Source organism: uncultured Paenibacillus sp. (assembly GCF_963515335.1).
Classification (GTDB): domain Bacteria; phylum Bacillota; class Bacilli; order Paenibacillales; family Paenibacillaceae; genus Paenibacillus_I.
Genome location: NZ_CAUPYC010000061.1, coordinates 1 through 24,658 on the forward strand (window position 1 = coordinate 1; position 24,658 = coordinate 24,658).

At 56.7% G+C, this 24,658-nt stretch carries 22 protein-coding genes and 1 pseudogene; 20 read left to right on the plus strand and 3 right to left on the minus strand.

Features of this window, described 5'->3' with window-relative positions; genetic code table 11:
- The first annotated feature begins 56 nt into the window (after positions 1 to 56).
- The 20 genes and pseudogenes from RWM61_RS16165 to RWM61_RS16260 all read left to right on the plus strand — a co-directional run bounded on the left by RWM61_RS16165 (position 57) and on the right by RWM61_RS16260 (position 22,182).
- Entirely contained in the window at positions 57 to 893 is an 837-nt protein-coding gene (locus RWM61_RS16165; protein ID WP_314002650.1) for a carbohydrate ABC transporter permease, read from the plus strand.
- Between the two features lie 36 nt (positions 894 to 929).
- Positions 930 to 1,883, plus strand: coding sequence for a glycoside hydrolase family 43 protein (locus RWM61_RS16170; RefSeq protein WP_314002652.1), 954 nt, complete (start codon positions 930 to 932; stop codon positions 1,881 to 1,883).
- 63 nt (positions 1,884 to 1,946) lie between these two features.
- The gene (locus RWM61_RS16175) at positions 1,947 to 2,102 is read left to right on the plus strand and encodes a hypothetical protein (protein WP_314002654.1); all 156 of its coding nucleotides are present in this window, start codon (positions 1,947 to 1,949) and stop codon (positions 2,100 to 2,102) included.
- A gap of 150 nt (positions 2,103 to 2,252) precedes the next feature.
- Positions 2,253 to 3,374 carry a fatty acid desaturase family protein gene (locus RWM61_RS16180; RefSeq protein ID WP_314002656.1) on the plus strand — a complete coding sequence of 374 codons (1,122 nt, stop codon included), beginning with the start codon at positions 2,253 to 2,255 and terminating at the stop codon, positions 3,372 to 3,374.
- Between the two features lie 114 nt (positions 3,375 to 3,488).
- Positions 3,489 to 3,800 carry a MocE family 2Fe-2S type ferredoxin gene (locus RWM61_RS16185; RefSeq protein ID WP_314002657.1) on the plus strand — a complete coding sequence of 104 codons (312 nt, stop codon included), beginning with the start codon at positions 3,489 to 3,491 and terminating at the stop codon, positions 3,798 to 3,800.
- Between the two features lie 12 nt (positions 3,801 to 3,812).
- Positions 3,813 to 5,051 carry an FAD-dependent oxidoreductase gene (locus RWM61_RS16190; protein ID WP_314002659.1) on the plus strand — a complete coding sequence of 413 codons (1,239 nt, stop codon included), beginning with the start codon at positions 3,813 to 3,815 and terminating at the stop codon, positions 5,049 to 5,051.
- An 85-nt stretch (positions 5,052 to 5,136) separates the two neighbouring features.
- Positions 5,137 to 6,006, plus strand: coding sequence for an AraC family transcriptional regulator (locus RWM61_RS16195; protein ID WP_314002662.1), 870 nt, complete (start codon positions 5,137 to 5,139; stop codon positions 6,004 to 6,006).
- Entirely contained in the window at positions 6,006 to 6,812 is an 807-nt protein-coding gene (locus tag RWM61_RS16200) for a TIM barrel protein (protein ID WP_314002664.1), read from the plus strand. The genes RWM61_RS16195 and RWM61_RS16200 overlap by 1 nt, the downstream gene beginning before the upstream one ends.
- 146 nt (positions 6,813 to 6,958) lie before the next feature.
- Positions 6,959 to 7,417 carry a GNAT family N-acetyltransferase gene (locus RWM61_RS16205; RefSeq protein WP_314002666.1) on the plus strand — a complete coding sequence of 153 codons (459 nt, stop codon included), beginning with the start codon at positions 6,959 to 6,961 and terminating at the stop codon, positions 7,415 to 7,417.
- Positions 7,418 to 8,010: 593 nt separating this feature from the next.
- On the plus strand, positions 8,011 to 9,045 hold the full coding sequence (locus tag RWM61_RS16210) for a LacI family DNA-binding transcriptional regulator (protein ID WP_314002668.1): 1,035 nt from the start codon (positions 8,011 to 8,013) through the stop codon (positions 9,043 to 9,045).
- 255 nt (positions 9,046 to 9,300) lie between these two features.
- The gene (locus RWM61_RS16215; RefSeq protein ID WP_314002670.1) at positions 9,301 to 10,644 is read left to right on the plus strand and encodes an extracellular solute-binding protein; all 1,344 of its coding nucleotides are present in this window, start codon (positions 9,301 to 9,303) and stop codon (positions 10,642 to 10,644) included.
- A 61-nt stretch (positions 10,645 to 10,705) separates the two neighbouring features.
- Entirely contained in the window at positions 10,706 to 11,584 is an 879-nt protein-coding gene (locus RWM61_RS16220; RefSeq protein WP_314002672.1) for a sugar ABC transporter permease, read from the plus strand.
- The gene (locus tag RWM61_RS16225; protein ID WP_314002674.1) at positions 11,581 to 12,396 is read left to right on the plus strand and encodes a carbohydrate ABC transporter permease; all 816 of its coding nucleotides are present in this window, start codon (positions 11,581 to 11,583) and stop codon (positions 12,394 to 12,396) included. Before RWM61_RS16220 ends, RWM61_RS16225 begins: the two co-directional genes overlap by 4 nt.
- A 44-nt stretch (positions 12,397 to 12,440) precedes the next feature.
- Complete coding sequence (locus tag RWM61_RS16230; protein ID WP_314002676.1) at positions 12,441 to 14,633, plus strand: alpha-galactosidase; 2,193 nt, start codon at positions 12,441 to 12,443, stop codon at positions 14,631 to 14,633.
- A 392-nt stretch (positions 14,634 to 15,025) separates the two neighbouring features.
- Positions 15,026 to 15,196, plus strand: a pseudogene (locus tag RWM61_RS16235) (GNAT family N-acetyltransferase); the annotation flags it as partial.
- Between the two features lie 248 nt (positions 15,197 to 15,444).
- On the plus strand, positions 15,445 to 16,461 hold the full coding sequence (locus RWM61_RS16240; protein ID WP_314002678.1) for a LacI family DNA-binding transcriptional regulator: 1,017 nt from the start codon (positions 15,445 to 15,447) through the stop codon (positions 16,459 to 16,461).
- 324 nt (positions 16,462 to 16,785) lie between these two features.
- Complete coding sequence (locus RWM61_RS16245) at positions 16,786 to 18,183, plus strand: ABC transporter substrate-binding protein (protein ID WP_314002680.1); 1,398 nt, start codon at positions 16,786 to 16,788, stop codon at positions 18,181 to 18,183.
- Between the two features lie 66 nt (positions 18,184 to 18,249).
- Complete coding sequence (locus tag RWM61_RS16250) at positions 18,250 to 19,125, plus strand: sugar ABC transporter permease (protein ID WP_314002683.1); 876 nt, start codon at positions 18,250 to 18,252, stop codon at positions 19,123 to 19,125.
- A gap of 15 nt (positions 19,126 to 19,140) precedes the next feature.
- Positions 19,141 to 19,977, plus strand: coding sequence for a carbohydrate ABC transporter permease (locus RWM61_RS16255; protein WP_314002685.1), 837 nt, complete (start codon positions 19,141 to 19,143; stop codon positions 19,975 to 19,977).
- Between the two features lie 84 nt (positions 19,978 to 20,061).
- Positions 20,062 to 22,182: an amylo-alpha-1,6-glucosidase gene (locus tag RWM61_RS16260; protein ID WP_314002687.1), complete on the plus strand. Its 2,121-nt coding sequence runs from the start codon at positions 20,062 to 20,064 to the stop codon at positions 22,180 to 22,182.
- Positions 22,183 to 22,307: 125 nt separating this feature from the next.
- On the opposite strand, the gene RWM61_RS16265 is transcribed toward RWM61_RS16260, so the two are convergent.
- From RWM61_RS16265 to RWM61_RS16275, 3 genes are all read right to left on the minus strand, one after another.
- Positions 22,308 to 22,589, minus strand: a complete 282-nt coding sequence (locus tag RWM61_RS16265; protein ID WP_314002689.1) for an ATP-binding protein — start codon at positions 22,587 to 22,589, stop codon at positions 22,308 to 22,310.
- Complete coding sequence (locus RWM61_RS16270) at positions 22,556 to 23,758, minus strand: PAS domain S-box protein (protein WP_314002691.1); 1,203 nt, start codon at positions 23,756 to 23,758, stop codon at positions 22,556 to 22,558. Before RWM61_RS16270 ends, RWM61_RS16265 begins: the two co-directional genes overlap by 34 nt.
- A 180-nt stretch (positions 23,759 to 23,938) precedes the next feature.
- Complete coding sequence (locus RWM61_RS16275) at positions 23,939 to 24,418, minus strand: hypothetical protein (RefSeq protein WP_314002693.1); 480 nt, start codon at positions 24,416 to 24,418, stop codon at positions 23,939 to 23,941.
- Between the last annotated feature and the right edge of the window lie 240 nt (positions 24,419 to 24,658).

The following is a 24,658-nucleotide window of genomic DNA, read 5'->3' on the forward strand; positions in this document are numbered from 1 at the left end:
CACGGGCGCGCAGTATTGGATTTCGTACAGGAAACAAATGTAAAGGGGGACTCGGCATGCGAAAAAACAGGTTACCTGTATCCTCCATAGTCAATATCGTGTTCGCCACCGTTCTGGGTCTGATATTTTTGCTGCCCATCCTGTGGATGGTGTTCACCTCGTTCAAAACGTTGAGCGAATCGATGGCGAGCGCATCTCTGCTGCCCTCGGTCTGGACGATGGAGAATTATCGTTCACTGGTTGCGGAAACCGATGACGCCCCGATTGTAAGATGGATTGTGAATACGGGGATTGTGACGGTTGCGGGCACGCTGCTTGTGGTGGTTGTGGATGTGCTTGCGGCTTATTCGCTGGCGAGACTGCATTTTCCCGGCAAAAAACTGCTTCTGTTCATGATTGTTGCGGCACTTACGATACCGGGCATCGTCACGCTGTTTCCGGCATTCTATCTGTTCAAAACGCTGGGTTTGACGGACAGCTTCGTGCCGCTCATCTTCCCCTATTCGGCCGGCACCCTGGGGGTGTTCCTCATCTATAACTTCCTGCTGTCTTATCCGCGGGAACTGGAGGAAGCCGCGCAGATCGACGGCGCTTCGCAATGGAAAATTCTGTTCGGCGTCGTATTTCCGTCCATTCGTCCGGCCGTACTGACGCTGGCGGTCATTACGTTCCTGAACATTTATAACGATTACCTGTGGCCGCTGCTGGTCGTCAACGATCCGGAGATGAAGACCGTCACCACAGGCATCGCGAGTCTCATCCAGGGAGCAAACTTCGTAAATCCGGCGAAAATGATGGCATCCACCGTGGCTGCGACTTTGCCGGCTTTGATCGTGTTCCTCCTCACCAATCGTTATTTCGTGAAAGGCGTCACCAATTCGGGAATCAAGTAATAGGGTCAAGTAAAATTCGGAAGGATGGCGAGAGAAGTGGAAAAAGGGTTTCGAACGATCAGGACGGTGCGCACGGAAGACATCCACATGCGGGACCCTTTTGTTTATTTCTATCAAAACGAGCAAACGTATTATTTGTTCGGTACGACGTTCGCCGACGGATGCGGCGACAAGGATCCGGTTTTTGAGGTGTATGCCGGCAGGGATTTGAGCGAGTGGACAGGTCCTTACGTCGCTTTTCAGCCTCCCGCCGGGTTTTGGGGGGTTCGGCACTACTGGGCACCGGAAGTATTCGAGGTGGACGGGCGATTCTACATGTTTGCTTCTTTCAAGGGAGGCATCGGGGAAAACCGCGGCACGGGAATACTCGCGGCCGATCATCCGGCAGGGCCGTATCGGCCGCACAGCGACGGTCCCGTAACGCTCGGCGGCAGCGAATGCCTGGACGGCACCTATTACGAAGACGGCGACGGGCAGCGATGGGTCGTGTTCTGCCATGAATGGACCGAAATTTATGAAGGAAAAATCAAGGCGCTGAGGCTGAGCCGGGATTTGAAGGGTTCTTATGGTGAAGCCGTCACGATCCTGAATGCCGCCGATATGGATTGGATACGGCTGTTCCGGGATCCGAGGATCGAGAAGGAGGGTTATTTGACGGATGCCCCCTTCCTGCACAAGGCAAGGAACGGGGAACTGCTGCTCCTGTGGTCCAGCTACTCTGTGCCGAACTATAGCGACGCCGGTCTGGGCGGATACACGGTGGCCATTGCCCGATCCGCCAGCGGCAGAATTGAGGGACCCTGGACGCACGATCGGAACCTGCTGATGGACCGCAATGCCGGGCATTCCAGCCTGTTCCGCGACCGGCAGGGGCGGCTGCGGATTTGCACGCACTACCCCGACACGCCGCACGGTCATGAAAGGCCGTTGTTTTTGCCGCTCGAAGAAACGGACAACGGGCTTGCATTGGCCGCTGCCGACGAGCTCTAGCACCGATTGGGCGCGTGCCTCATATCCTGTAGCGAATCCTCATCCAAGGAGGGGGCGACGGATATGGTTCCTTATTTGCTTTTTCAGATCGCGCTGATCATTATCGTGGTCCGGTGCGTCTATGTGCTGGTTCAGATGAGCAACGAGCCCAAAAAAAGATGGCTCGATGTGCTGTTCCACGGCTCGGTCGGCATCGTTTGTTTGTATTTTTTATTGTAATTGCGCGCATCGAACCGCCTGGGCGAATTCGCTCCGGCGGTTTTCTTTTGTTCAATTGCAGACAAAAGATCGTCAATCCCATGCATTGTGCGGAGGTGTGATTTTTTATACAGTAGTCATGTAAACGTTAACAAAGAGGAGGAGTTCATCATGGCTTCCGGCAAAAATAGACGGGATTACAGCCTGACCGGTCCCGAAGGCAAAAAAGCGGTTGAGAAAGGTTTGGTTGCGGCGGAGTGGTACACGAGCCCGATTCCCCGGCAAAGGCTCAAGGAGCTGATGAAAAGGAAGGACGGACCGGCGATCCGCGATACGATCATCTGGTTCGTCGGACTCTCCGTTCTCGGTTACCTTGCTTATTTGTCTTGGGGCACGTGGTGGGCGCTGCCGGCTTTTCTTGCCTACGGCATCCTGTACGCATCGCCGGCCGATTCGAGATGGCATGAATGCGGGCACGGCACGGCGTTCAAGACACCGTGGATGAACGAGGTCGTTTACCAGATCGCTTCCTTCATGTTCCTGAGATCGGCTACTCCTTTCCGCTGGAGCCACACGCGCCATCACACCGATACGATCATCGTCGGGCGCGATCCGGAAATCGTCGCGGAGCGGCCGCCGATCTGGCGGGTTATCATGATGGAGATTTTCCATCTGTACGGCGGCCCGAAGGAGATTAAGCGGTATTTCCTGCATGCGTTCGGCGTTATCGACAAAGAGGAGAAGGAGTATATACCGGCTTCCGAATACCGCAAGGTGTTCTGGGAAGCGCGCGTTTACCTGCTTATTCTCGGCTCGGTAGCGGCATGGTGCATCGCGATCGGCAGCATTCTGCCGGCCATGTTCATCGGTCTTCCTTCTCTTTATGGCGCCATCTTCGTGCTGCTGACCGGACTGTCCCAGCATCTGGGGCTGCGCGAAGACGTGCTCGATCACCGCTTGAACAGCCGTACGATCTACATGAATCCGATCTTGAGGTTCCTGTATTGGAACATGAACTATCATATCGAGCATCATATGTTCCCGATGGTGCCCTATCATGCGCTGCCGGCGCTGCATAAGGAGATGAAAAACGATTGCCCGGCGCCGAGCCCGAGCTTTCCGGCCGCGCTGAAAGAGGTATTTTCCCTGCTGCTGAAGCAAAAGCGCGATCCGTCCTTTGCGCTGGTGCGTCCTTTGCCGCCCACGGCGAGACCGTACAAGTTCGACGCGCAGACGACGCCGGCGGCGGGCGCCCAGACGAACGCCGGGTCCGGAGCTATCGAGGCAAGCTGAACGGCAGTCCGGGCGCCGATTGCGGCTTCCGCTTCGGCGGCGGCATCGGCAGGCAGGGTTATTTTTTGGCACAAAAGGGTAATCGATTAACCCACACCTTGGGAGGAATGAGCGATGGCATGGATCGAAGCATGTGAAGCGGACGAGGTCGAAGTGGAGGACGTTATCCGCTATGACCATGGAGACAGGAGCTTTGCGATCTACCGGAACGATAAGGGCGATTACTTCGCATCGGACGGTTACTGCACGCATGAACGGTTTCATTTGTCGAACGGCCTGGTGATGGGCAACGTCATCGAATGCCCGAAGCATAACGGACGGTTCGACATCACGACGGGAGAAGCGAAACGCGCGCCGGTATGCGTCGCGCTCCAAACGTACCCGGTCAAAATCGAAGCGGGCAAAGTGCTGATCCAGATCGATTGAGGAGGAGCCGATATGACGGATAAAGGAATGGTTATCGTCGGGGCGGGCGAGGCAGGCGCGCGGGCGGCCGTTGAACTGCGGAACCGGGGATGGGATGGGCCGATCACGCTGATCGGCGAGGAGCGGCAAGCGCCTTATGAAAGACCGCCGCTCTCCAAGCAGCAGCTGCTGGCGCCGGACGAACCGCCGCCGGTATTCATTCTGAACGACGATTTGCTTGCGCGGCACGGCATTCGCCTTCTCGCCGGGTCGCCGGTCGCGCTCATCGACAGGGCGGCTCACGAGGCCGTGCTTGCGGACGGAAGCCGGGTTCCTTATCAGAAGCTATTGCTTACAACAGGGGCGCGGCCGCGTAAAATGTCCCTGGACGGATCCGACCTGTCGCAGATGATGTATCTCCGTACCTACCGCGACGCGCTTGCGCTGCGGAGCCGGCTGCAGGCCGGCAAGCGCGTCGTCGTCATCGGCGGCGGCTTTATCGGCCTCGAGGTTGCGGCAAGCGCACGGGAGCGCGGCTGCTCCGTGACCGTCATTGAGGCTGCTCCCCGTATTCTGATGCGGGGCGTTCCGGAGGAGATCGCCCATATTGTGGAGGCGCGTCACCTCGCGGCCGGCGTTCGGATGACCTGCGGCACTGGCATCGGGAGTATCGAATTCGACGGCAGCGAGCATGTCATCCGTCTCGCGGACGGCGCCGTGGTCCGCTGCGACGCGATCGTCGCCGGCATCGGGGCGGTTCCGGAAACGTCATTGGCCGAAGCGTGCGGGCTTGCGCTCGAGAACGGCATCCGGGTCGACGAGCGGCTGGCGACGAGCGACCCTGACATTTTCGCGGCCGGCGACTGCTGTTCGTTCCCGCATCAGCTGTACGGAGGCAGGCGCATCCGGCTGGAAGCCTGGCGCAATGCGCAGGAGCAAGGGAGGCATGCGGCGGGCGGCATGCTGGGGGCGAACGATCCTTACACGGTGCTGCCGTGGTTCTGGTCCGATCAATACGAGCTGACGCTGCAGGTGGTCGGATTGCCGGACAGCGGGGAAGTGACGGTCAGCCGCGACCTCGGAGAAGCGGGCAAGCTGTTCTTCCACCTGACCGGCGACGGGCGGCTGGTGTCGGCCAGCGGAATCGGCCCTTCGAGCGGCATCGCCAAGGATATCCGACTCGCCGCAATGCTGATCGAGCGGCATGCCGTGCCGTCGCCGGAGGATCTGGAGCGGCCGAACGTGAAGCTCAAGTCGCTGCTGCCTGCCTGAGCCGGGGGGCTGGACAACCGCGGGCTTCCCCGGTTATCGTTGAGAGAAAGAGGCGCATGACGAACCGGGGCGGGTGAAAGCTGCGATGGCGGCGAATTTCTGGGAAGACAACGGCAATCTCCTATCGATCGTAAGCGATGCGTCCGCCGGGGCCACGATTTACCCTCCCGGCGGCCGTTGGGGTCCGCGCATTCAGCCGAACCTGCAGCTGTTCATCGTGCACACCGGGCATTGCACCTTGCATGTGGATGACGACGTGCATTTTGTGCCGGCCGGCCGCGTTCTGCTGCTGCATCCCGGCCACAGGGAGGATTTTTATTTTGCGGCGAATATGGAGACCTGGCATCACTGGATTCACATCGAGCTGAACGAGCGGCGCCCGGATATTCGCGCCATGCTGGAGCAGCTGCCGGGAATCATACCGCTGTCCGATGCGATGAATCATTTGACGGATACTTTGCAAGCGCTGACACACAGTTCATCTGTGGATATCCAGCGCGATTTGCGCTGCACGCTGGCCGTTGCGGCCATCCGGCTCTATCAGACCGAAAGCCAGATCGAACGTGTGGAGGCCGGCAAGCATCCGTCCGTCATCCGGGCGAAAGCCGAGATGCGCCGCAGGTACGGCGAACCGCTGAGCCTGGAAGAATTGGCGGCGATCTCGAATGTGTCCGCGGAATACTTGATTCGCCTGTTTCATCAATATGAGAGCGTGACGCCGATGCGCTACCTTTGGAAGGTGCGGGTGGATCACGCGTTGGAGATGCTGCGGAGCACGGGGCTCGCGCTCGCCGAGATTGCCGAGCGGACCGGCTTCAAGAGCGTGTACCATTTTTCGCGGATGATCAAAAGCTTCTCGGGCCAAACCGCTACGGAAATACGCCGAAGCGGCTGGAACGGGACGTCGGCGGCGCCTGTCCGCTGTTTTGATACGGAGGAACGGAGTGAACGTTAATGGAACTGAAGCTGATGAAAGCGCTTTGGGGGATGCCGGGCACGTATGAGACCCAGCTGCGGCAGATCGCCGAAGCCGGCTATGACGGCGTCGAATGCCATGTGCCCACCGAGGAAGAAGAACCTTTATTCAGAGAGCTGATGGACCGGTATGGGCTGAAGGCTGTTTTGCAGATCCATACCGAAGGGCCGGATCATAGCGCTTCCTTCGAGAAACAGGCAAGACGGGCGGCGTCGTTCCGGCCCGAACTCATCAATTCGCACAGCGCGAAGGACTCCATGCCTTATGAGGAGCAGCTCGCGTTTTTCGGGCATGCGCTTCGGCTGGAGAGGGAGATCGGCGTGCCCGTCGCCCATGAAACGCACAGAGGGCGCGCGATGTTTACGCCGTGGAGCACGGCCCGCCTGCTTCGGGATTTGCCGGAGCTCCGCATAACGGCCGATTTCAGCCATTGGTGCTGTGTGTGCGAATCGATGCTGCCCGACCAGGCCGACAATCTGGCGCTCGCCATGCGGCATGCGGTTTACATCCACGGACGCGTCGGCTTCGAGCAGGGTCCGCAGGTGCCCGATTTTCGCGCGCCCGAGTACGAATATGCCCTGGTGCGGCATGAACAATGGTGGGACGAGATTTGCGGGCTGCATCTGCGGGAGGGACGGCAGTCTGTCCTGTTCACGCCGGAGTTCGGTCCGCCGTGCTACATGCATACGCAGCCGTATACGAATCAGCCGGTGGTCGATTTGTGGGACATTTGCTATGCCATGGGGCAGCGGTTCCGCGAGCGCTTTGGGCGAAAGTTCGGTTAACGTGCAGGCCGTGGTGCGGCTGGGCGCAGACTGGCCGCAGATTGGCCGCGACCAGTGTCGGTGAGGGCTTGCCATTCCCGCGTTCGGTTGGTATTGTGATAGACAATGAATCATTCGACCAATGAATGGGGAATGGAGCAAGGAGCATGGGACAGATCGAATTGGTGCAGGCGGCCGCTGACAATGCGGATCTGGCCAAGCTCATAGCGAAGCTGGATGCGTATCTGCTGGAGCAATACCCGCCGGATGAAATTTTCGGAGTGGACTTTGATGATCCGGATGTAGAGGAGATCACTTTCATTGTGGCGTATCTCGGCGGCGTGCCCGTCGGCTGCGGAGCGACCCGGCCGCTCGACCGGGACAATACGGAGCTGAAGCGGTTTTTCGTGGATCCGGTCTACCGGAACAAAGGCGTCGCGCAGTTGATTTTGGGTGAGCTTGAGGCGAGGGCCAAGCGTGCAGGCTTCATATTCATCAAGCTCGAAGCCGGCGAGAAGCAGTTTGAAGCGTTGAATTTCTACCGCAAGCACGGGTATTATCCGATCGATCGTTTCGGCGAGTATGTCGCATGCGAATCAAGCGTTTGTTATGAGAAGCGGCTGTAAAATAAGCAAGCTATGCAAACCCCGCAACCGGGCGATTGTTGCGGGGTTTGTGTCTGTCTTCGGGCTGTTTTCAAACATAGGAAGGATTCCTCTGCACCGTTACCGCGCTCGACGGACGAAATTTCGCTCCCTCACCTGCTGACCGGCTTCTTGCTCTACTGTGACAGTGCTTGAGGCAGGGAAAAGTCCGGCCTCAGACGATTTTCATCAGCGGACGTACCGTGAGGGCGGGAAAATCCCTGCCTCGCACACAATTTCTCTGTGCCCAACTGCGAGTTGATTCCGAGACTGGGAAAATCCTCCCTTGGATCTCGCTATGCACCAGCCTGAAAAAGGGAGGGGGTGTAGCAAGATTAATTTTAGTTAATTTAACTAGAAAATATCGATACAACCTTCCATTGTGCCCAAGACTGCATTCTTTTATATATGAAAACACCTTGTATCGCAGTTATAACTAAATAAGACAACCACATTCGAGTAAAATTTAACTAAAACTGTTGCCGTGTAAGCGGTTTAATGTTATTATGGGATCATAGATTTAAGTTAATTTAACTTCATGCTTAGTAAATAGTGCGATGGGAAGGAAATACGCCATGTCGACGATTAAAGATATTGCCCGTGAATCGAACTTCTCCGTTGCCACCGTCTCGCGCGTTCTGAACAACGACCAGACGCTGTCCGTGACGGAGGAGACCCGGTCCACCATTTTGTCCGTCGCGACGAAGCTTCAATATAAACCGCTGCGCAAAAAGAAAGCGGCTTCATCAACCGTACCCGGCACCGGCAAGCCCCGAATCGGCCTCGTGCTTTGGTGCACGCCCGAAACGGAGCATGAAGATCCCTATTTTCTCTCCCTGCGCCAAGGGGTGGAGATGCAGTTCGCCGATCTGGGGATGGCGGTCTCCCGGGTGATCCGCCTGGGCGTTCAGCCGGCGGAGGGTTCGCTTGACGATATGGACGGCGTCATCGTAATCGGCAAAGTCGATCCGGAGGACGTCTCCAAGCTCTATTCCAGGCCGGACCGCACCGTCTACATCAATTACTCGCCCGATGAGGAAGTTTACGATTCTGTCGTGTCCGACTTTGTGCCGGCCGTCGGGAAGGTCATGAACCACCTGATGGATCTGGGTTACCGCGATATCGGCTTCGTGGGGGGGCTTGAGCATGTTCATCGGTTCGGTCACGAGTTGAGGGAGGAGCCGGAGGTCCGCAGGCAAACCTACGAACGGATCATGAAGGAGAAAGGGCTGTATGCCCCCGGGCGTGTGCTTTTGGCCGATTGGACGATCACGGCCGGTTACAAGCTCATGAAAGAAGCGATCGAGCGGGGCGATCTGCCGGAAGCTTTCTTCTTCGCCAGCGATCCGATGGCGATCGGCGCCCTGAAGGCGTTGCAGGAAGCCGGTATTTCCGTGCCTGGGCAAGTAGCGATCGTCGGCTTCGACGATATCGAGATGGCTTCATTCGTCAGCGTCCCCTTAACGACGGTTAAGGTGCACACCGAGCAAATGGGACGATCGGCGGTAAATCTGATAATGGAAAGGGTGAACGGCCGGACGGTGCCGGTCAAAACCGTAATCCCGACCAAATTCGTCATCCGCGAAAGCTGCGGCAAGACGAACGGTTAGTCCGGAAACTGAACAAGATGAGAGGGGTGATGCGATCGGCAATTGCATGAACCGGCGGTTTGCAGGGGGCACAAGGGCGCAATATTGGTACCGGACCACCGCGCTACATAAAAAAAGACTCCGCGCGGGAGTCCAAGAAAAAATACAAAATCCAACACCAATTATAGGCCAAAACCCTGCCCAGGGTCAATCAGACCCGTGTTTGCAAGTGATTGACGCAGCACATTTATTTCACAATTGGAGGGTACAAACAAAATGAAGAACATGAAAACGATTTCCGTGGCAATTGTTCTCATCCTTTCTCTCGTGCTTGCCGCTTGCGGCAGCAACAATAACGGCGGTAACGGCGGCAATGCCGCGGGCGACGCGACCGGCGGCGCGACGGGCAACACGTCCGGCGAAACCGCGGCAAACGGCGGCTCCGATAAAAAAGTGAAGCTTACGATCTACTCGACCGTCAACGATCAAGCGCTGAAAGACTACTATGTTGAGATCGCCAACGCCTATACGAAGGAAAATCCGAACGTGACGTTCGAGTTCCAGAATCCGGGCAACGATTACGAGAACATCCTCCGGATGAAAATGGCGGCGAACGATCTTCCGGATATTTTCGATACGCACGGCTGGGCGATCAACCGTTACGGCGAGTACCTCGAGGATCTGTCCAAACAGCCGTGGGTGGCCGATATCTCCGAATCCATGAAGCCGATCATCACCGATGAGGCCGGTAAAGTATACGTGCTTCCGCTGAACGCGGCCAAAGACGGCATCACCTACCAGAAGGACGTTCTCGAGAAATACGGCATCGAAGTGCCGAAAACGATTGACGAGCTGATTGCGGCAGGGGAGAAAATCAAGAAGGACAGCAACGGCGAGGTGGCTCCGTTCTACTTCTCCGGACCCGACGCCGCTTCCATGGCGCAGTTCTTCGATTATTTCTCCACCTCGCTCCTGATCAGCCCGAAGCAGAATTCCGCGCAGCAGCTGCTTGACGGAACGTTCGACTGGAACAAGTGGACGCCGCTGGCCGCGAAGTTCAAGGAAATGTACGACAAAGGCCTGATGAACGAAGACGTGCTGACCTCCAGGGAGTCGGACCGTCCGAGACTGTTCGCCGAAGGCAAAATCGCGTTCGTATTCGGCGGTCCCGGCTTTATTCCGGACGCGCAAAAGATCAATCCCGAAGTAGGCGTAGGCATCATGCCCGTACCGGCCTTTTTCCCGGATGACGAACCTACCTTCTCCGGCGGCGAGCGCTTCACGATGGGTGTGTTCAAGGACGGCAAGAACAAGGATATCGCCATCGACGTGGTCAATTTCTTTGCGAAGCCGGAATATCTGAAACGGATTTCGGAGCTGTCCGGAACGCCGACCGCGATGAACGGCATCACGCCGGACCTCGGCATCTACACGGAATTCTATGACAAGTACAAGGACATCCGCGTATTCCCGTACTTCGACCGCGTCTATCTGCCGGGCGGCATGTGGGATGTGATGCAGACGACGTCCGCGGAAATCCTCGGCGGCACCTTGTCGCCGGAAGAGTCCTCGAACGTGTATAAAGAAAACTATGAGCGTCTCCGTTCGCAGCAAAAATAACAAACGGTGTTCGGAGGGGGGCGGAAAGCCCCCTTCGAGATTACCAGGAGGGATGTCCGTCATGCGTTTGGACCGAAACTCACCGGCCTGGTTGAATTTGATGTATGTGCCGGCACTGATCCTGTTTGCGGTTCTCATTTTCTATCCGTTTTACCAAGGCTTCAAAATCTCGTTCACCAACTGGAACGGCTTCTCCCAAAGCTACGACTGGATCGGGCTGGACAACTACAAGCGAATGATGGATGACAAGAACATTGCGACGGTCATCAAGAACACGTTTATATACGGGTTCGGCAGCACCTTTTTTCAGAACCTGATCGGCCTGCTCTACGCGCTGCTGCTCAACCAAAGCATCCGCACAAAGGGTCTGACGCGAACAATCGTTTATTTGCCTGTTATTGTGAGTCCGCTTATCATGGGCTACATCTGGTATTTTTTCTTCCAATTCAGAGGTGGCGCCTTAAACGATATAATATTGTTGTTCCGGGATAAGCCGATGAATCTGCTTGGCGATCCGCAGGTCAATATTTGGATCATTACGTTCGTTAACACGTATCAGTATCTCGGCGTGGCCATGATCATTTATCTGGCGGGCCTGCAGTCGATTTCCAAGGACTACTATGAGGCGGCATCGATTGACGGGGCCTCTACATGGAGCAAGTTCCGGAACGTAACGCTGCCGCTGCTCGCGCCTTCCATCACGATCAACATCGTGCTCAATCTGATCGGCGGCCTCCGGCTGTTCGACGTGATCGTGGCCTTGACCGGCGGCGGACCGGGATACGCGTCCCAGTCGATGTCGACGCTGGCGTACCGGACCTATTTTGCCACACAGGACGCAGGATATGCGGCGGCGCTCGGCAATCTGATGTTCATCATTATCGTCGTCGTCAGTATAACGGCATTGGTGCTGTTGCGCAGGAAGGAGGTCCAGTCATGAAGACGAGCTTGAAACCGGCATATGTGCTGTCCGTCATCATTGCCGTCGTGCATATTTTGCCCTTCTATCTGCTGGTCACGACCTCGCTTAAACCGCTGACGGATTTAAGCTCCAAGTGGAGGCTCCCGACGGCGATCGCATGGGACAATTTCTCGAATGCGTGGACAATGGCGGCGCTGGAACGGGCTTTTGTGAACAATATTATTATTACGGCGTTGTCGCTCGTTCTAATCGTGCTGCTGGGCGCCTGCGCGGCTTATCCGCTGTCCCGCTACCAAACCAGGCTGAACAAATTCATGTACACGATGTTCATCTCGGCGCTGATCGTTCCGCCGCTGACGATTCTCGTGCCGCTGTACCAGTTTTTTCAGGACATCAACGGCATGAACACCTACTGGGGCGTCACGCTGCTGCATGTCACTTTTAACCTGTCGCAGGCGATTTTCCTGTATACCGGTTTTATCGGTTCGATTCCGCGGGAGTTGGATGAGGCGGCGATGATCGACGGCATGGGGCGGTTCCGGCTGTTTTTTCAGATGATCCTGCCCTTGCTCAAGCCGGTTACGGCAACCGTGCTCATTCTCTCCGGGGTTGGCGTGTGGAACGACTATCAATTCTCGCTGTTTTTCCTGCAGCAGCTTGATATGCGTACGATTACCGTATCGCTTGCCACGTTCTTCGGGCCTTATTCCAACAATGTCGGCTGGGTGGCCGCAGGCTCGCTGACGGCGGCTTTGCCGATCACGATTCTGTATCTGCTTCTCCAGCGCTGGTTCATGACGGGGCTTACGTCGGGCGCGGTAAAAGGTTGATTGTCGGCTTTGAGATTGTTCATACGATTTAGGAGGACTCGCGAATGACCGTTCATTATGATGAAAAGCAGCAAACGTTCCATCTTCAAACCAACCGCACGAGCTATGTGATCGAAATCGCCAAGGACGGTTATTTGACGCACCGGTATTGGGGAGAGCGTCTGCGCCGGTATGCCGGGGCGATCCCGCTCCGGTATATGGACCGGGCGTTCTCGCCCAATCCCGTTCCCGCCGACCGTACCTTTTCGCTGGACACATTGCCGCAGGAATACCCGGCTTACGGCAACACCGACTTCCGTACGCCGGCTTACCAGATTCAGCTGGACAACGGCTCGACGGTAACGGATCTCCGCTATCGGGGACACCGGATTGTGGCAGGGAAGCCGAAGCTGGCGGGGCTGCCGGCAACCTATGTGGAGAACGACGAAGAGGCGGATACGCTGGAAATCGAGCTTTACGATGAGCTGCTGGGGCTTACCGTTACGCTGTCCTACACCGTATTTAACGAGCTTGACGCGATCACCCGCTCCGTCCGTTTGGAAAACCGCGGCAACCGGGAGCTGAAGCTGCTGCGTGCCGCCAGCATCAGCGTCGATTTTGCCGATGACGGCTATGATATGGTTCATTTGGCCGGAGGCTGGGCGAATGAGCGGAATGTGCTGCGGCGCCCGTTGACCATGGGGCTGCAGGCAGTCGACAGCAAGCGCGGCTCCAGCAGCCACCAGCACAACCCGTTCATGGCGCTCGTTCGAAAGGGAGCGGATGAGGACCAGGGCGAGGTGTACGGCTTCAGCCTGGTGTACAGCGGCAACTTCCTTGCCAATGTGGAGGTTGATCAATACCGGGCCACGCGCGTGACGATGGGCTTGAACCCGTTCGATTTCAGCTGGCTGCTGCAGCCCGGCGAGTCGTTCCAAACGCCTGAGGCGGTGACCGTCTACTCGAACGAAGGACTGGGCGGCATGTCCAGGACGTATCACCGTTTGTATCGGACCCGCCTGGCGCGCGGGGAGTTCCGCGACAAGGAAAGGCCGGTTCTGATCAACAACTGGGAAGCGACCTATTTCGATTTCAATGCGGACAAGATCGAGTCGATCGCGCGCAAAGGCAAGGAGCTCGGCATCGAGCTGTTCGTGCTGGACGACGGCTGGTTCGGCAAGCGCGACGACGACAACAGCTCGCTCGGCGACTGGTTTGTCCATCGCGAGAAGCTGCCCGGCGGTCTTCGCGACCTGGCGGAGCGGGTGACCGGGATGGATATGCGCTTCGGCTTGTGGGTCGAGCCCGAAATGATATCCGTGGACAGCGACCTTTACCGCAAGCATCCCGACTGGTGCCTGCATGTGCCGGACCGGCGCCGGTCGGCCGGACGCAACCAGCTGATTCTCGATTACTCCCGCGACGATGTTTGCGACGCGATTATCGGGATGCTGTCGGAGGTGCTGTCTAGCGCGCCGGTTACCTATGTGAAGTGGGACATGAACCGCAACATGACGGAGATCGGCTCAGCGCTGCTGCCGCCGGAACGCCAGCGCGAGACGGCGCACCGCTATATGCTGGGACTGTACCGCGTGATGGAGACGCTCGTTACGGCGTTCCCGCATATCCTGTTCGAGAGCTGCTCGGGCGGCGGCGGACGGTTCGATCCCGGCATTCTGCATTACATGCCGCAGACGTGGACGAGCGATAACACCGACGCGGTCAGCCGTTTGAAAATCCAATACGGCACCAGCATCGTTTATCCGGCCAGCGCGATCGGCGCCCATGTGTCGGCCGTGCCGAACCATCAGGTGCACCGGACGACGCCGCTCGAAATGCGCGGCCATGTCGCATTCGCCGGCAACTTCGGCTATGAGCTCGATTTGACGGCGTTCACGGAAGAGGAAGATGCAATCGTCCGCGCTCAGGTTGAGTACTACAAGGAGGTTCGGCCGCTCGTCCAGTTCGGCGATTTCTACCGGCTGCTCAGCCCTTTTGAAGGGAATGAAACGGCCTGGATGTTCGTGTCGGAGGACCGCTCGGAGGCGTTCGCCGCTTATTACAAAGTGCTGGCCGAGCCGAATGCCGGCTACCGTTCGATCCGGCTCAAGGGCCTCGATCCCGATGCCGATTACCGGATTGACGGCCTCGACTCGCCGGTGGGCGGCGACGAGCTGATGCGCGCCGGCCTGGCCGTTCCGCAGGAGCTGCTGTTCGGCGACTTCCGCAGCAAGGTGTGGCGGATCAGGAAGGTTTGAGTTTGATTGTAACAGGATTGCGGCGGCGGTGTTCATCGTTGGCGGATGGACGCGAGCGGGTCGGGAATTAATAGGAGTTGAGGGCGCGAATTTCGCGCTCTCAGCAACAGTTAGTCGGAAAAGCAACGCGAGGGAGCGAATTTCGCTGCCACAGCCGACGTAACTGGGACGGAGAGGTTAGTAGGGAAATGAGGGAGGGAAAAACCCTGCCTCAGCGATCATTCACCGAAAAAAATAACGTGAGAGCGGAAAAAGTCCGGTCTCAGTAGCTGTAATAAGGGTGAAACGCGCTAATAAGTGGTTGAGGGAGGGGAAAACCCTGCCTCAACGATCATTCACCGGAAAAAGTAACGTGAGAGCGGAAAAAGTCCGGTCTCAGCCGGCAAAAAGGCTACGCCCGGATGGCGTTGCACAAAGCGGTCGAATTTGCAAAAGACCGCAACTGCTACAAGGTGATGCTGATGACAGGTTCAAAGAGCGGCGGCGTCCATGCTTTTTACGAGAAGTGCGGGTTTGAGAAAGGGATCAAGACAGGCTTTATTATGCGTGCGGGGTTAGAGTAGGAGAAGGGCAGTCGCAGAAACGCCCGATGTCCGATTCGTGCAGAGTCGGGTCATCGGGCGTTGTATGTGATGTATCGGATCACGATATAAGCGCGCGGGGCTGGAACCAGATGCCGCGAAAATCGATCCAGCCGTAAGAGTTGAACCGACCCGGCTACAACTGCCGAATAAAAGCGCTTGCAACGGAGAACGGGTGTTGCTATAATAAAATCAAATCCAAAACGTTTTGGGAAACGAGTGATCCATTCATGACGACAATTAAAGATTTGGCAAAAGCGGCCGGAGTCTCGATTACGACCGTCTCCCGAGCGTTAAACGGCTATTCCGATGTCAACGAAAAAACGAGAAGCCGGATCAAAAAGCTTGCCGATGAGCTTTCTTACCGCCCGAACGCCCAAGCGCAGAGTCTTGTCCTGAAAAAAACGAACACGATCGGCGTGATCATTTCGGAGATCAAGCGCTCCAACGCCAAAGACGCGTTCGCGTTTGAAGTACTGTGCGGCATCAACGACCGGGCCGGCGAGCTGAATTACGACATTCTGCTGTTCAGCACAAATCCGAACAAGCAGCTCAGGAAGTCGTACTCGGATCTTTGCCGGGAGCGCAATGTGGACGGGGCCATTCTTCAGGGGCTCAGGGTGAGCGATCCGTATTTGAAGGAAGTCATCGACCAGCCCCATTTTCCGTGCGTGCTCATCGATATTCCGGTCGCCGGGGAACGGGTCGGGCATGTGACGACCGACAACGTGAACGGGGCGAGAGAGGCGGTTCGCCATCTGATCGAGCTGGGGCACAAACGGATCGCGATGATCAACGGTTACGATGAGGCTTCCGTAAGCCGCGAGCGCCTCACGGGCTATATGGTTGCGCTGCAAGAGTCGGGAATGGCTTATGAACCGGCGCTGGTAACGGACGGCAGATTTTCTGAGGAGGGCGGAATGGATGCGATGCAGCAGATACTCGAGAAGCATCCGGATGTGACAGCCGTATTCTGCGCCAGCGATTTGATGGCTCTCGGCGCCCTCAGAGCTTTAGAACGCGCAGGACGATCCGTGCCCGATTCGATATCCCTTGTCGGCTTCGACGATATATCGATTGCTTCGTACTGCTCGCCTAATTTGACGACTGTCCGCCAGGAGAAATACGAGCTCGGCTATCAAGCCGCCCAGCTTCTGATCGATATGCTGGAAGGGCGCCAGGTCCGGCACAAGGTTATGCTGCCGAACGAGTTGATCGTTAGGGGCAGCACCTCCCGTAAGATGTAGAGGTCTGATTCCAGCGCTTAGGGGTCTATTGTTAACGCATTTCCAAAACGTTTATGAAACGACGCCGCATTTTTTTGACTAACTATTTCTATTGCAAACGCTTTCCGTAAGAAATATAATAACACTATCCTTCCAAAACGATTTGGAAAGCATTTGATAACGCTTACTTGATCAAAAAATGGCGATTCATTTTCTGCCGGCATGATCCAAAACGTTTTGGTTAATGCCGTAAACGAAACGTCAAGCAAGAGCGGATTTCGGTTTAAAGTGTTCCTCCGGGGATCTTTAAATAATAAATTCAACAGATGAAGGGGAGAAGTTCGCATGAAAAAAGGTTACAAAGCCACGCTCATCCTGTGCCTGTCTTTGATGCTGATTTTGACGGCATGCGGGGGCAATAGCGGCGGCAACAACGGTGCAGCCGGCAACAACGGCAAGGCGCCCGCAACGAACACGGGCGAAACCGACACGAACCAGCCGGCCGAAGAGACGCCGAAGGAAAAAGTCGTGCTGAACATTCCGCATTATAAAGCGGGCCAGAATGTCGGGGGCAAGTTCTTTCTCCCGCAGGTCGAGCGCTTCAACAAGAAATATGAGGGTCAGTACGAGATCAAGATCGAAGAGGTTCCGAACGACGCTTACAAGGAGAAAATCAAGTTGCTCTGGCAGCAGAAGAAGCTGCCCGCCCTGATCGAAGGCGGAGACACGCAATTCATCGATGAATTGATCGCGAAAGACGAAATTTACGACCTCAAGCCTTGGCTGGATTCCAAACCGGAGCTCAGCAAACAGCTGATCGCCGATTCGGTTTCCTACAACACGAAGAACGGTAAAATCTATACGATGCCGCTCTCCGTTATCCGTCCGATCGGCCTGTTCTACAACAAAGAGATGTTTGAGAAGGCCGGCATAACGAAGCCGGTCGCCCAAATGACCTTCGCCGAGTTCGAAGAAGCCCTGAAGCAATTGAAGGCTGCCGGGTTCACCCCGCTGTCCCTGATGACGGGCGAGAATGCCTGGACGACCATGCTCCTCGCTTCCGCGTTCATGGCCGGTGAGCCGGGCGGCGCCGAGGTGCTGAAGAGCGACCGGGCAGACAAGGTGTCGGACTATAACGACCCGCTGTGGATCAAGGCGTTCGCCGAAACGCAGAAGTGGCTGCAAAACTACACGACGGACAACGCGCTCGGCGCGGCTTACGCCGATGCGGCCAACAATTTCCTCAACGAACGTGCGGCAATCATTGCCAACGGAACGTGGATGGTCGGCGATTTCTCTGATACGACGAAGGCGCCGGAAGGGTTCGCCGATAAGGTGGGCGCCTCCGTTTATCCGGGCGGCGTAGGCCTTGCGACGACCGCAGAATATTCCTGGTGGATTCCGAAAGGGCTGAAGCAGGAAGAGACGGACGCAGCGCTCGCGTTCCTGGAGTTCATCAACTCTCCGGAGGAGCTTGAGGCTTACATGATCGCGGAAGGCGGCACGGCGCCGAACGTGCAGCAGTCGGCCGGCTTCGAATCCAAGCTGGACCCGATTCTCGCGGAGATGAACCGTTCGGTGAAGAACGACATGAAGATCATCGCGCAATCGTTCGGCAACGTCTGGCCGGACCAGATCGGCAGCACGGAGTTTGCGCAGAATTTGCCGCTGCTGGTCAAAGGCGACCTGACGCCTGAGAAATTCGCGGAAACGTTAACCCAGAAGGCAGGACGCTTCAAATAACGCGGACAAAACAAAGAGCCTTCCATCCCAAGGTGGAAGGCTCCATCTACACAAGGGGGTGAAGAGATGAAGGACAAAGGGACCAAATGGTGGATAGCGATTTTCCTTGCGCCTACGCTGCTCGTTCTCGGCTTATTTTACATCGTGCCGATCATCACCGTCTTTACGACCGGGTTCACGGATTGGGACGGCTTCGGCTCGCCCACGTTCAGCGGTTTGGACAATTACGTCAACCTGATCACGTATGACAACACCTTTTTCATCGCGATGCGAAACCTGCTTCTCTGGTCGCTGATTGCCGCCACGTTCCACGTGGGCTTCGGCACGCTGGTCGCTTTCATTTTGTACAAAGGGTATTTCGGATGGCGGTTCGTCAGGGGGGTGTTCATGATCCCGATGGTCATCTCCGCGGCGGCCTGGGCGATGATCTACAAAATCATTTTCAACGACGATATCGGCGTCATCAACAACCTGGTGCGCCAAATCGGCTTTTCCGACTTTCATGTCAAATGGTTCTTCGAATCGCCGGCCTCCTTCTGGGCGGTCACGTTCACGTGGCTGTTCTATGCGGTATACGTCACGCTGATCGTGTACAACGATTTGATGGCGATCCCGAAGGAAATTCACGAGGCCGCCCTGCTGGACGGAGCGGGCGAATGGCAAATTACCCGATACATCAATCTGCCGCTCGTCAAAAACGCCATCGGCACCGGCATCATCCTGTCGGTAACCGCCCGGATCGCCGGGTTCGAGGAGGTGGCGCTCACGTCGGGAGGCGGGCCCGGCAACGAGACGTACAATATTACGCTCATGCTCTATGACGGCCTGGTCAATTATGAATACGGCTACGCCAACGCGGCCGCCACGGTCATGATCATTCTCGGCGTCGCGGTTATGCTGCTCATCAACAGGCTGTTCAAAATGAACGAGAAGATCTACTGAGGAGGTGCGCGTCCCATGCAAATCCGAACCGGCAGCCTGACGGAACGCCTCTTCTCCTATGCGGTCATGCTGTTCACGGTCGTCGTATCCACATTTCCGATTCTATGGATTGTCGTCTCATCCTTCAAAACGAACAAGGCGATTCTGGGCGATCCGTTCGCGCTGCCGACGTCGATCAGCTTCAAGGCGTACGCCGATGTTTTCACCCAATACAACTTTCTCGTCTACTTCAAAAATTCATTGATCATCGCGACGTCGGCTACTTTGATCGCGGTGTTCATTTATGCCCTTGCCGGCTATATTTTCGGGAAATTCGATTTCTTCGGCAAAAACGTTCTGTTCATCCTCTGCACGATTACGCTGCTGGTTCCGGGTTATGCCAGGGCGCAGCCGATTTTTACGATCGTGATGAAATTGAATCTGTACGACACGAAGGCGGGACTGGTGCTGGTTTACGCTTCGTTCGGGATGGCGCTCGCGTTGTTCATTCTGCGGGTGACGTTCATGTCGATCCCCAAGGATCTGGATGAGGCGGCGATCATCGACGGCGCCGGCTTCTGGCGGATTTTCTGGAACGTGAATTTGCCGCTCGCGAAGTCCGGGTTGGCGACATCCGGCATCCTGCTGTTCCTGGCGAACTGGAACGAATATTTCTATGCGCTCGTGCTGACCACCAGCGAGGCGAACCGGACGCTGCCGGTCGCGCTGGGCTTTTTCAACGAGGCGTTCTCCTACAATTACACCTACATGTTCGCGGCGCTCACCATGATCATCATCCCGGGCATCGTCATCTATTTGCTCGTCCAGGAGCAGGTGCAGCAAAGCGTGGCCTCAAGCGGCGTCAAAGGATAAACGGCTGCGAACGCGAACGCACCGTTCGGATCGCCGCGAATTGCGATCTTCACATAAATTACAGAGAATATGAGGGAAACCGGTATGGATTACAGAGTGATTAAAGAGAACGATCTGTTTCTGCTGACGGATATGTCCGGAGATATTTCCGAGAGCAATCACGGCCACGGGCTGTATACGAAGGACACGCGCTTCCTCAGCCGTCTGGCGCTGACGATTAACGGGGAAAAGCTTAGAATGCTGTCGTCCGAAGCGGACGAAAACTATATATCGCGCATCGTGCTGACCAATCCGAAAACCGAGCGTGACGGACAGCTGACGCTGTGGCCGGAGTCCATCGAAGTCGAGCGGACAAGGTTCATCTATCAGGACGTGCTCTATGAAACGCTCAAGGCAACCAACTTCAATCCGCATCGCGAGAAGTTCGAGCTGTCCCTGCTGTTCGACGCCGATTTCTGCGACATGTTCATCGTGCGCGGCTTTCAGGACGGCCAGGTCGGGAAAAAGACGGGCGCGCGGCAGTGCGGTTCCGGATTCGAGATCGGGTATGACGGCGCGGACAGCGTGCAGCGAAAGCTGCTGGTGGAGTGGGCGGCGGAGCCGGCGGACGTTGATATGTCGGAAAAAGGTGTCGCGGTGACGTACCGTTTGGAGCTGGAGGCAGGGGAGTCGCAGTCGCTTGATTTCTTCCTTTCGCCTGTGGTCGGCGGTGTGAAGCCGGGACGGCATTCCCGCGAAAAGGCTGTCGGGCAGCTGCGCCGCTCCTACGACGAGTGGGAAGCGGAATCGACGGCGGTGGACAGCGACCTGCCGCTGTTTAACCGCCTGTACGACCGCGGCTTGCAGGACATCCGCGTGCTGCTTACGGATCTCGGGTACGGGCGGTTTCCGGTAGCCGGTTTGCCGTGGTTTGCCGTCCCGTTCGGCCGGGACTGCCTGATCGCGGCGCTGCAAATGCTGCCGATCCATCCGGAGATCGCCAAGGGCACGGTCCTGACGATGGCCCGTTACCAGGGCGATCGGGCGGACAGCTGGCGCGACGAGCAGCCGGGCAAAATCATGCACGAGCTGCGCAGCGGCGAGCTCGCCGGCACGAATCAGATTCCGTTCACGCCTTATTACGGCTCGATCGACGCCACGCCGCTGTTTCTCGTGCTGATCGGGGAATATGTGAAATGGACCGATGACGCGGAGCTGTTCAAAGCGATGCTTCCGCATATCCGGCGGGCGCTGGAATGGATCGATACGTATGGAGACCGCGACGGCAGCGGGTTCATATCGTATTTTCAGGAATCGGCTAAGGGGATCGCGAATCAGGGCTGGAAGGATTCCGGCAACTCGATCGTGCACCGCAGCGGCGAGTACGCCAAAGCGCCGATCGCGCTGGTTGAAGTCCAGGGGTACGTGTACCAGGCGAAAACGACGCTGGCCAAGCTGCTCGGTACGTTGAAGGAACAATCCGGCGCGGACGATTGGGCGGACTGGTCCATCCGGCTGAAGTCCGAAGCCGAGCAGCTGCGGGAACGGTTCGAGGAAGCCTTCTGGGTGGAAGGCGACCGGTTCTATGCGCTGGCGCTTGACGAGGAGCGGAAGCCGGTGGAGACGGTCACCTCCAATCCGGGCCACGTGCTGATGTCGGGCATGATGAAGCGGGACCGGGCGGCGGCCGTCGCGCGCAAGCTGGTGTCGGAATCGCTGTTCAGCGGCTACGGCATCCGCACGATGGCGGCGGGCGAGAAGGGCTACAATCCGATGAGCTATCACAACGGAAGCATCTGGCCGCATGACAACTCGTTATGCCTGATGGGGCTCAACGCCCAAGGGTTTCATGCCGAAGCATTGGTCGTCATGGAAGGCTTGCTGAAGGCGGGCGCCTGTTTCGAGAACAACCGGCTGCCCGAGCTGTTCTGCGGTTATTCCAGCGAGCGGGGCAATCCCGTCCGGTATCCGGTCGCGTGCTCTCCGCAGGCGTGGGCGGCGGCCACTCCGCTCGTTTTTCTGCAGGTGATGCTGGGCCTCAGGCTCGACCACGCCAACCGGCGAATTTTCATGCAGCCGATCCTGCCGGAGGGCATGAACCGCTTGTCCGTCCGCCGCATCCGGCTGGGCGCCGGACGGCTGGACGTGAACGTTACCCGCGGCGGCGGCACGGGAGCGTATACGGTCGAGGTCGGCTCCAATACGACCGGCTGGACGATCGCGTAAAGCAGGATAAGGTGTTTTGCCGGCGTTTGGCAATCCCGACGGCTCGAAGGCTCGAGTCGTCGGGATTTTTTCTTCAGTCCTTCAAGCTGTTCGTCCGGTCCATATCACCGCGGTTATCGGGATCGTCATATGGAAGGGTCGCCTCCCGCAGGAGGCAGGGAAATCTCAACCTTCGTACCGCAGCCGGTTTGGCTTGAGATGCTCATCGTGCCGTGATGGGCTTCGATAATCCGGTGGCAGATCATGAGGCCCAGTCCCGTTCCGTGCGCTTTTGTCGTGAAGAACGGCTCGCCCAGCCGGCGGACGACCTCGTCGGGGATACCGGGCCCATAGTCTTGAACCGATACCGACGGATCGCCGTTCGGACGCACCGTTACGTCGATATCGACCTGGCCGCCGCCGGGCATCCTTCGATCGCATTTTTGATCACATTCACGAATACCTGCTTCAGCTGGTTCACGTCGCAGCGGACCGGCGGGATCGAATCGTCGCAGCGGGAGAGAATCGTCACATTGTTCAGAATCGCCTGCGACTCAAGCAGGGAGATGACGCTGCCGATAATTTCTTTCAAGCCGCAGGTTTGGAAGCGTACCAGATGCGGCTTCGCCAGACTCATAAACTCGTTCACGATCTGGTTGATGCGATCCAGCTCGCTCAGCATGATATCGAGATAGGGATACCGGCTGCCGAACTCCTTTTGCAGCAGTTGGGTAAAGCCGCGAAGCGAGGTAAGCGGGTTGCGGATTTCATGCGCCACCCCGGCAGCCAGCTGGCCGATAACGGACAGCTTTTCCGATTTGACGATCAGCTCTTCGGCCATCTTGCGCTCCGTCAAATCGCGCAAAACGCTTAGAATGACCGGTCTGCTTAAATAATGATCGAGGCGAATGCTCGATATTTCAATGTCGATTCTTTCCCCGGTCAGGCCGATCAGCTTCCGTTCGACATAGGGCGTAGGCTCGTTCGACTGCATGACCTGGCCGACGATGCGGATCGTTTCCTCATGGTGATCAGGGTGAATAAAGCGGAAAATATTCATGCCGATCACATCTTGCATATCCCGGCCCTTTAAGAGTCTCACGGCGGACAGATTGGCGTAGACGATGATGCCGTTGTCGGTAATGACGATCGGCTCGGGCAGAAAGGTGATCAGCCGCTGGTAGCGTTCGGCTTCCTCCATCAGCTCTTCCTCGTACTTGATTCGCTTCGAGATATCCCTTACGACCGACTGGATCAAGCTTCTGCCCGATTGCCCATGCACCTCGATGCTTGTCGTTTCGGCATCGAACAACGTACCGTCGAAACGAATCATTTTATAGACGAAGAGATCGAGCCCTTTTTTCACAGTTCGGACCTGCTTCATCCGCTCTTTCGAAATCTCGTGATGAGCGGGATGGATAAAACGGAGGATCGGCTGCCCGATCATCTGATCCGCACGCTCCGCACCGACCAGTCTGACCGCGGCATTGTTGACGTACAGCAAGCGCTCGCCGTCATGCACCACGATCGCATCGGGAGAATGCTGGAGCATTTCATGATGATGCTTTTCGCCCCGATAGTTAGACGTATCCTTCATAGACGAGTCGATTCCCCTATGCTGAAAGTTGAAAAAAGAAGAGCTTGCGCCCTTCATTTATTCTACAAATTTGTGTTATTATCCTCTATTTGTTCCTCTGTCCATCGCTTCCTGCGCCGAAATGATCACTTTCATGAAGACCGCCTCCCGCATCGTCGTTCATTTATCTTGTACCGTCTGTTACGCCTTCGGCGCAAATCCTTCTTCACGCAGGTACTCTTCCGCCTCCTCATACGACTCGAACGCCGCGTCCAGATTCAGGCCGGCATATACATACCAGAGGTCATCCTCAAACGCAAGGTTTAACGTATGTCCTTCCGCATCGGTCCAGGTTCCTTGACGAGGGGCGGCCGGTTTCTTGGCGGCCGGCTGCGGAGGCTCGTATTCGCTTAAGGCGCGGATCGAGTCGGCGATCAGCTGCCGGAGCTCGTCTTCACCGAAATCGCGTATGTTCACCATGCCTTTGTCGTCCGTCTCGTATCCATCCAGCAAGCCGGCGTACACGAAGCCGTTGCCGTTCGGGTGCAGATGATAGACGACTGTTTTTTTGTCCGCGGCGCTTTCTTCATAATGGAAATTGACGCGTTTCATCGACACGTCCTTGCGCTGCAATTCCGGAAAGGACTCCGCAATCGCGAGCTTCTGCTCGAAAGTCAGCATGGCAAGCCTCCGATATTCGTCTCGATTCGTTGTTTCGTTGTGGTGCGATTATAGCATAAAGCGGAAAGCGGCCGCCAATCCGGAGTTTCCGGCGCGGGGCGGAAACTTGCGCGCACGGTGCGCCTTCCTTCATCAAGGTTCGCACAGGATACTTCCGCTTCTACAAGCGGGGGAGGAATGTGCGTCAGGCGCTAGCCTGAATGCTATTTTTTGGTATGCTTTACCTCCCAAGCATGCTAT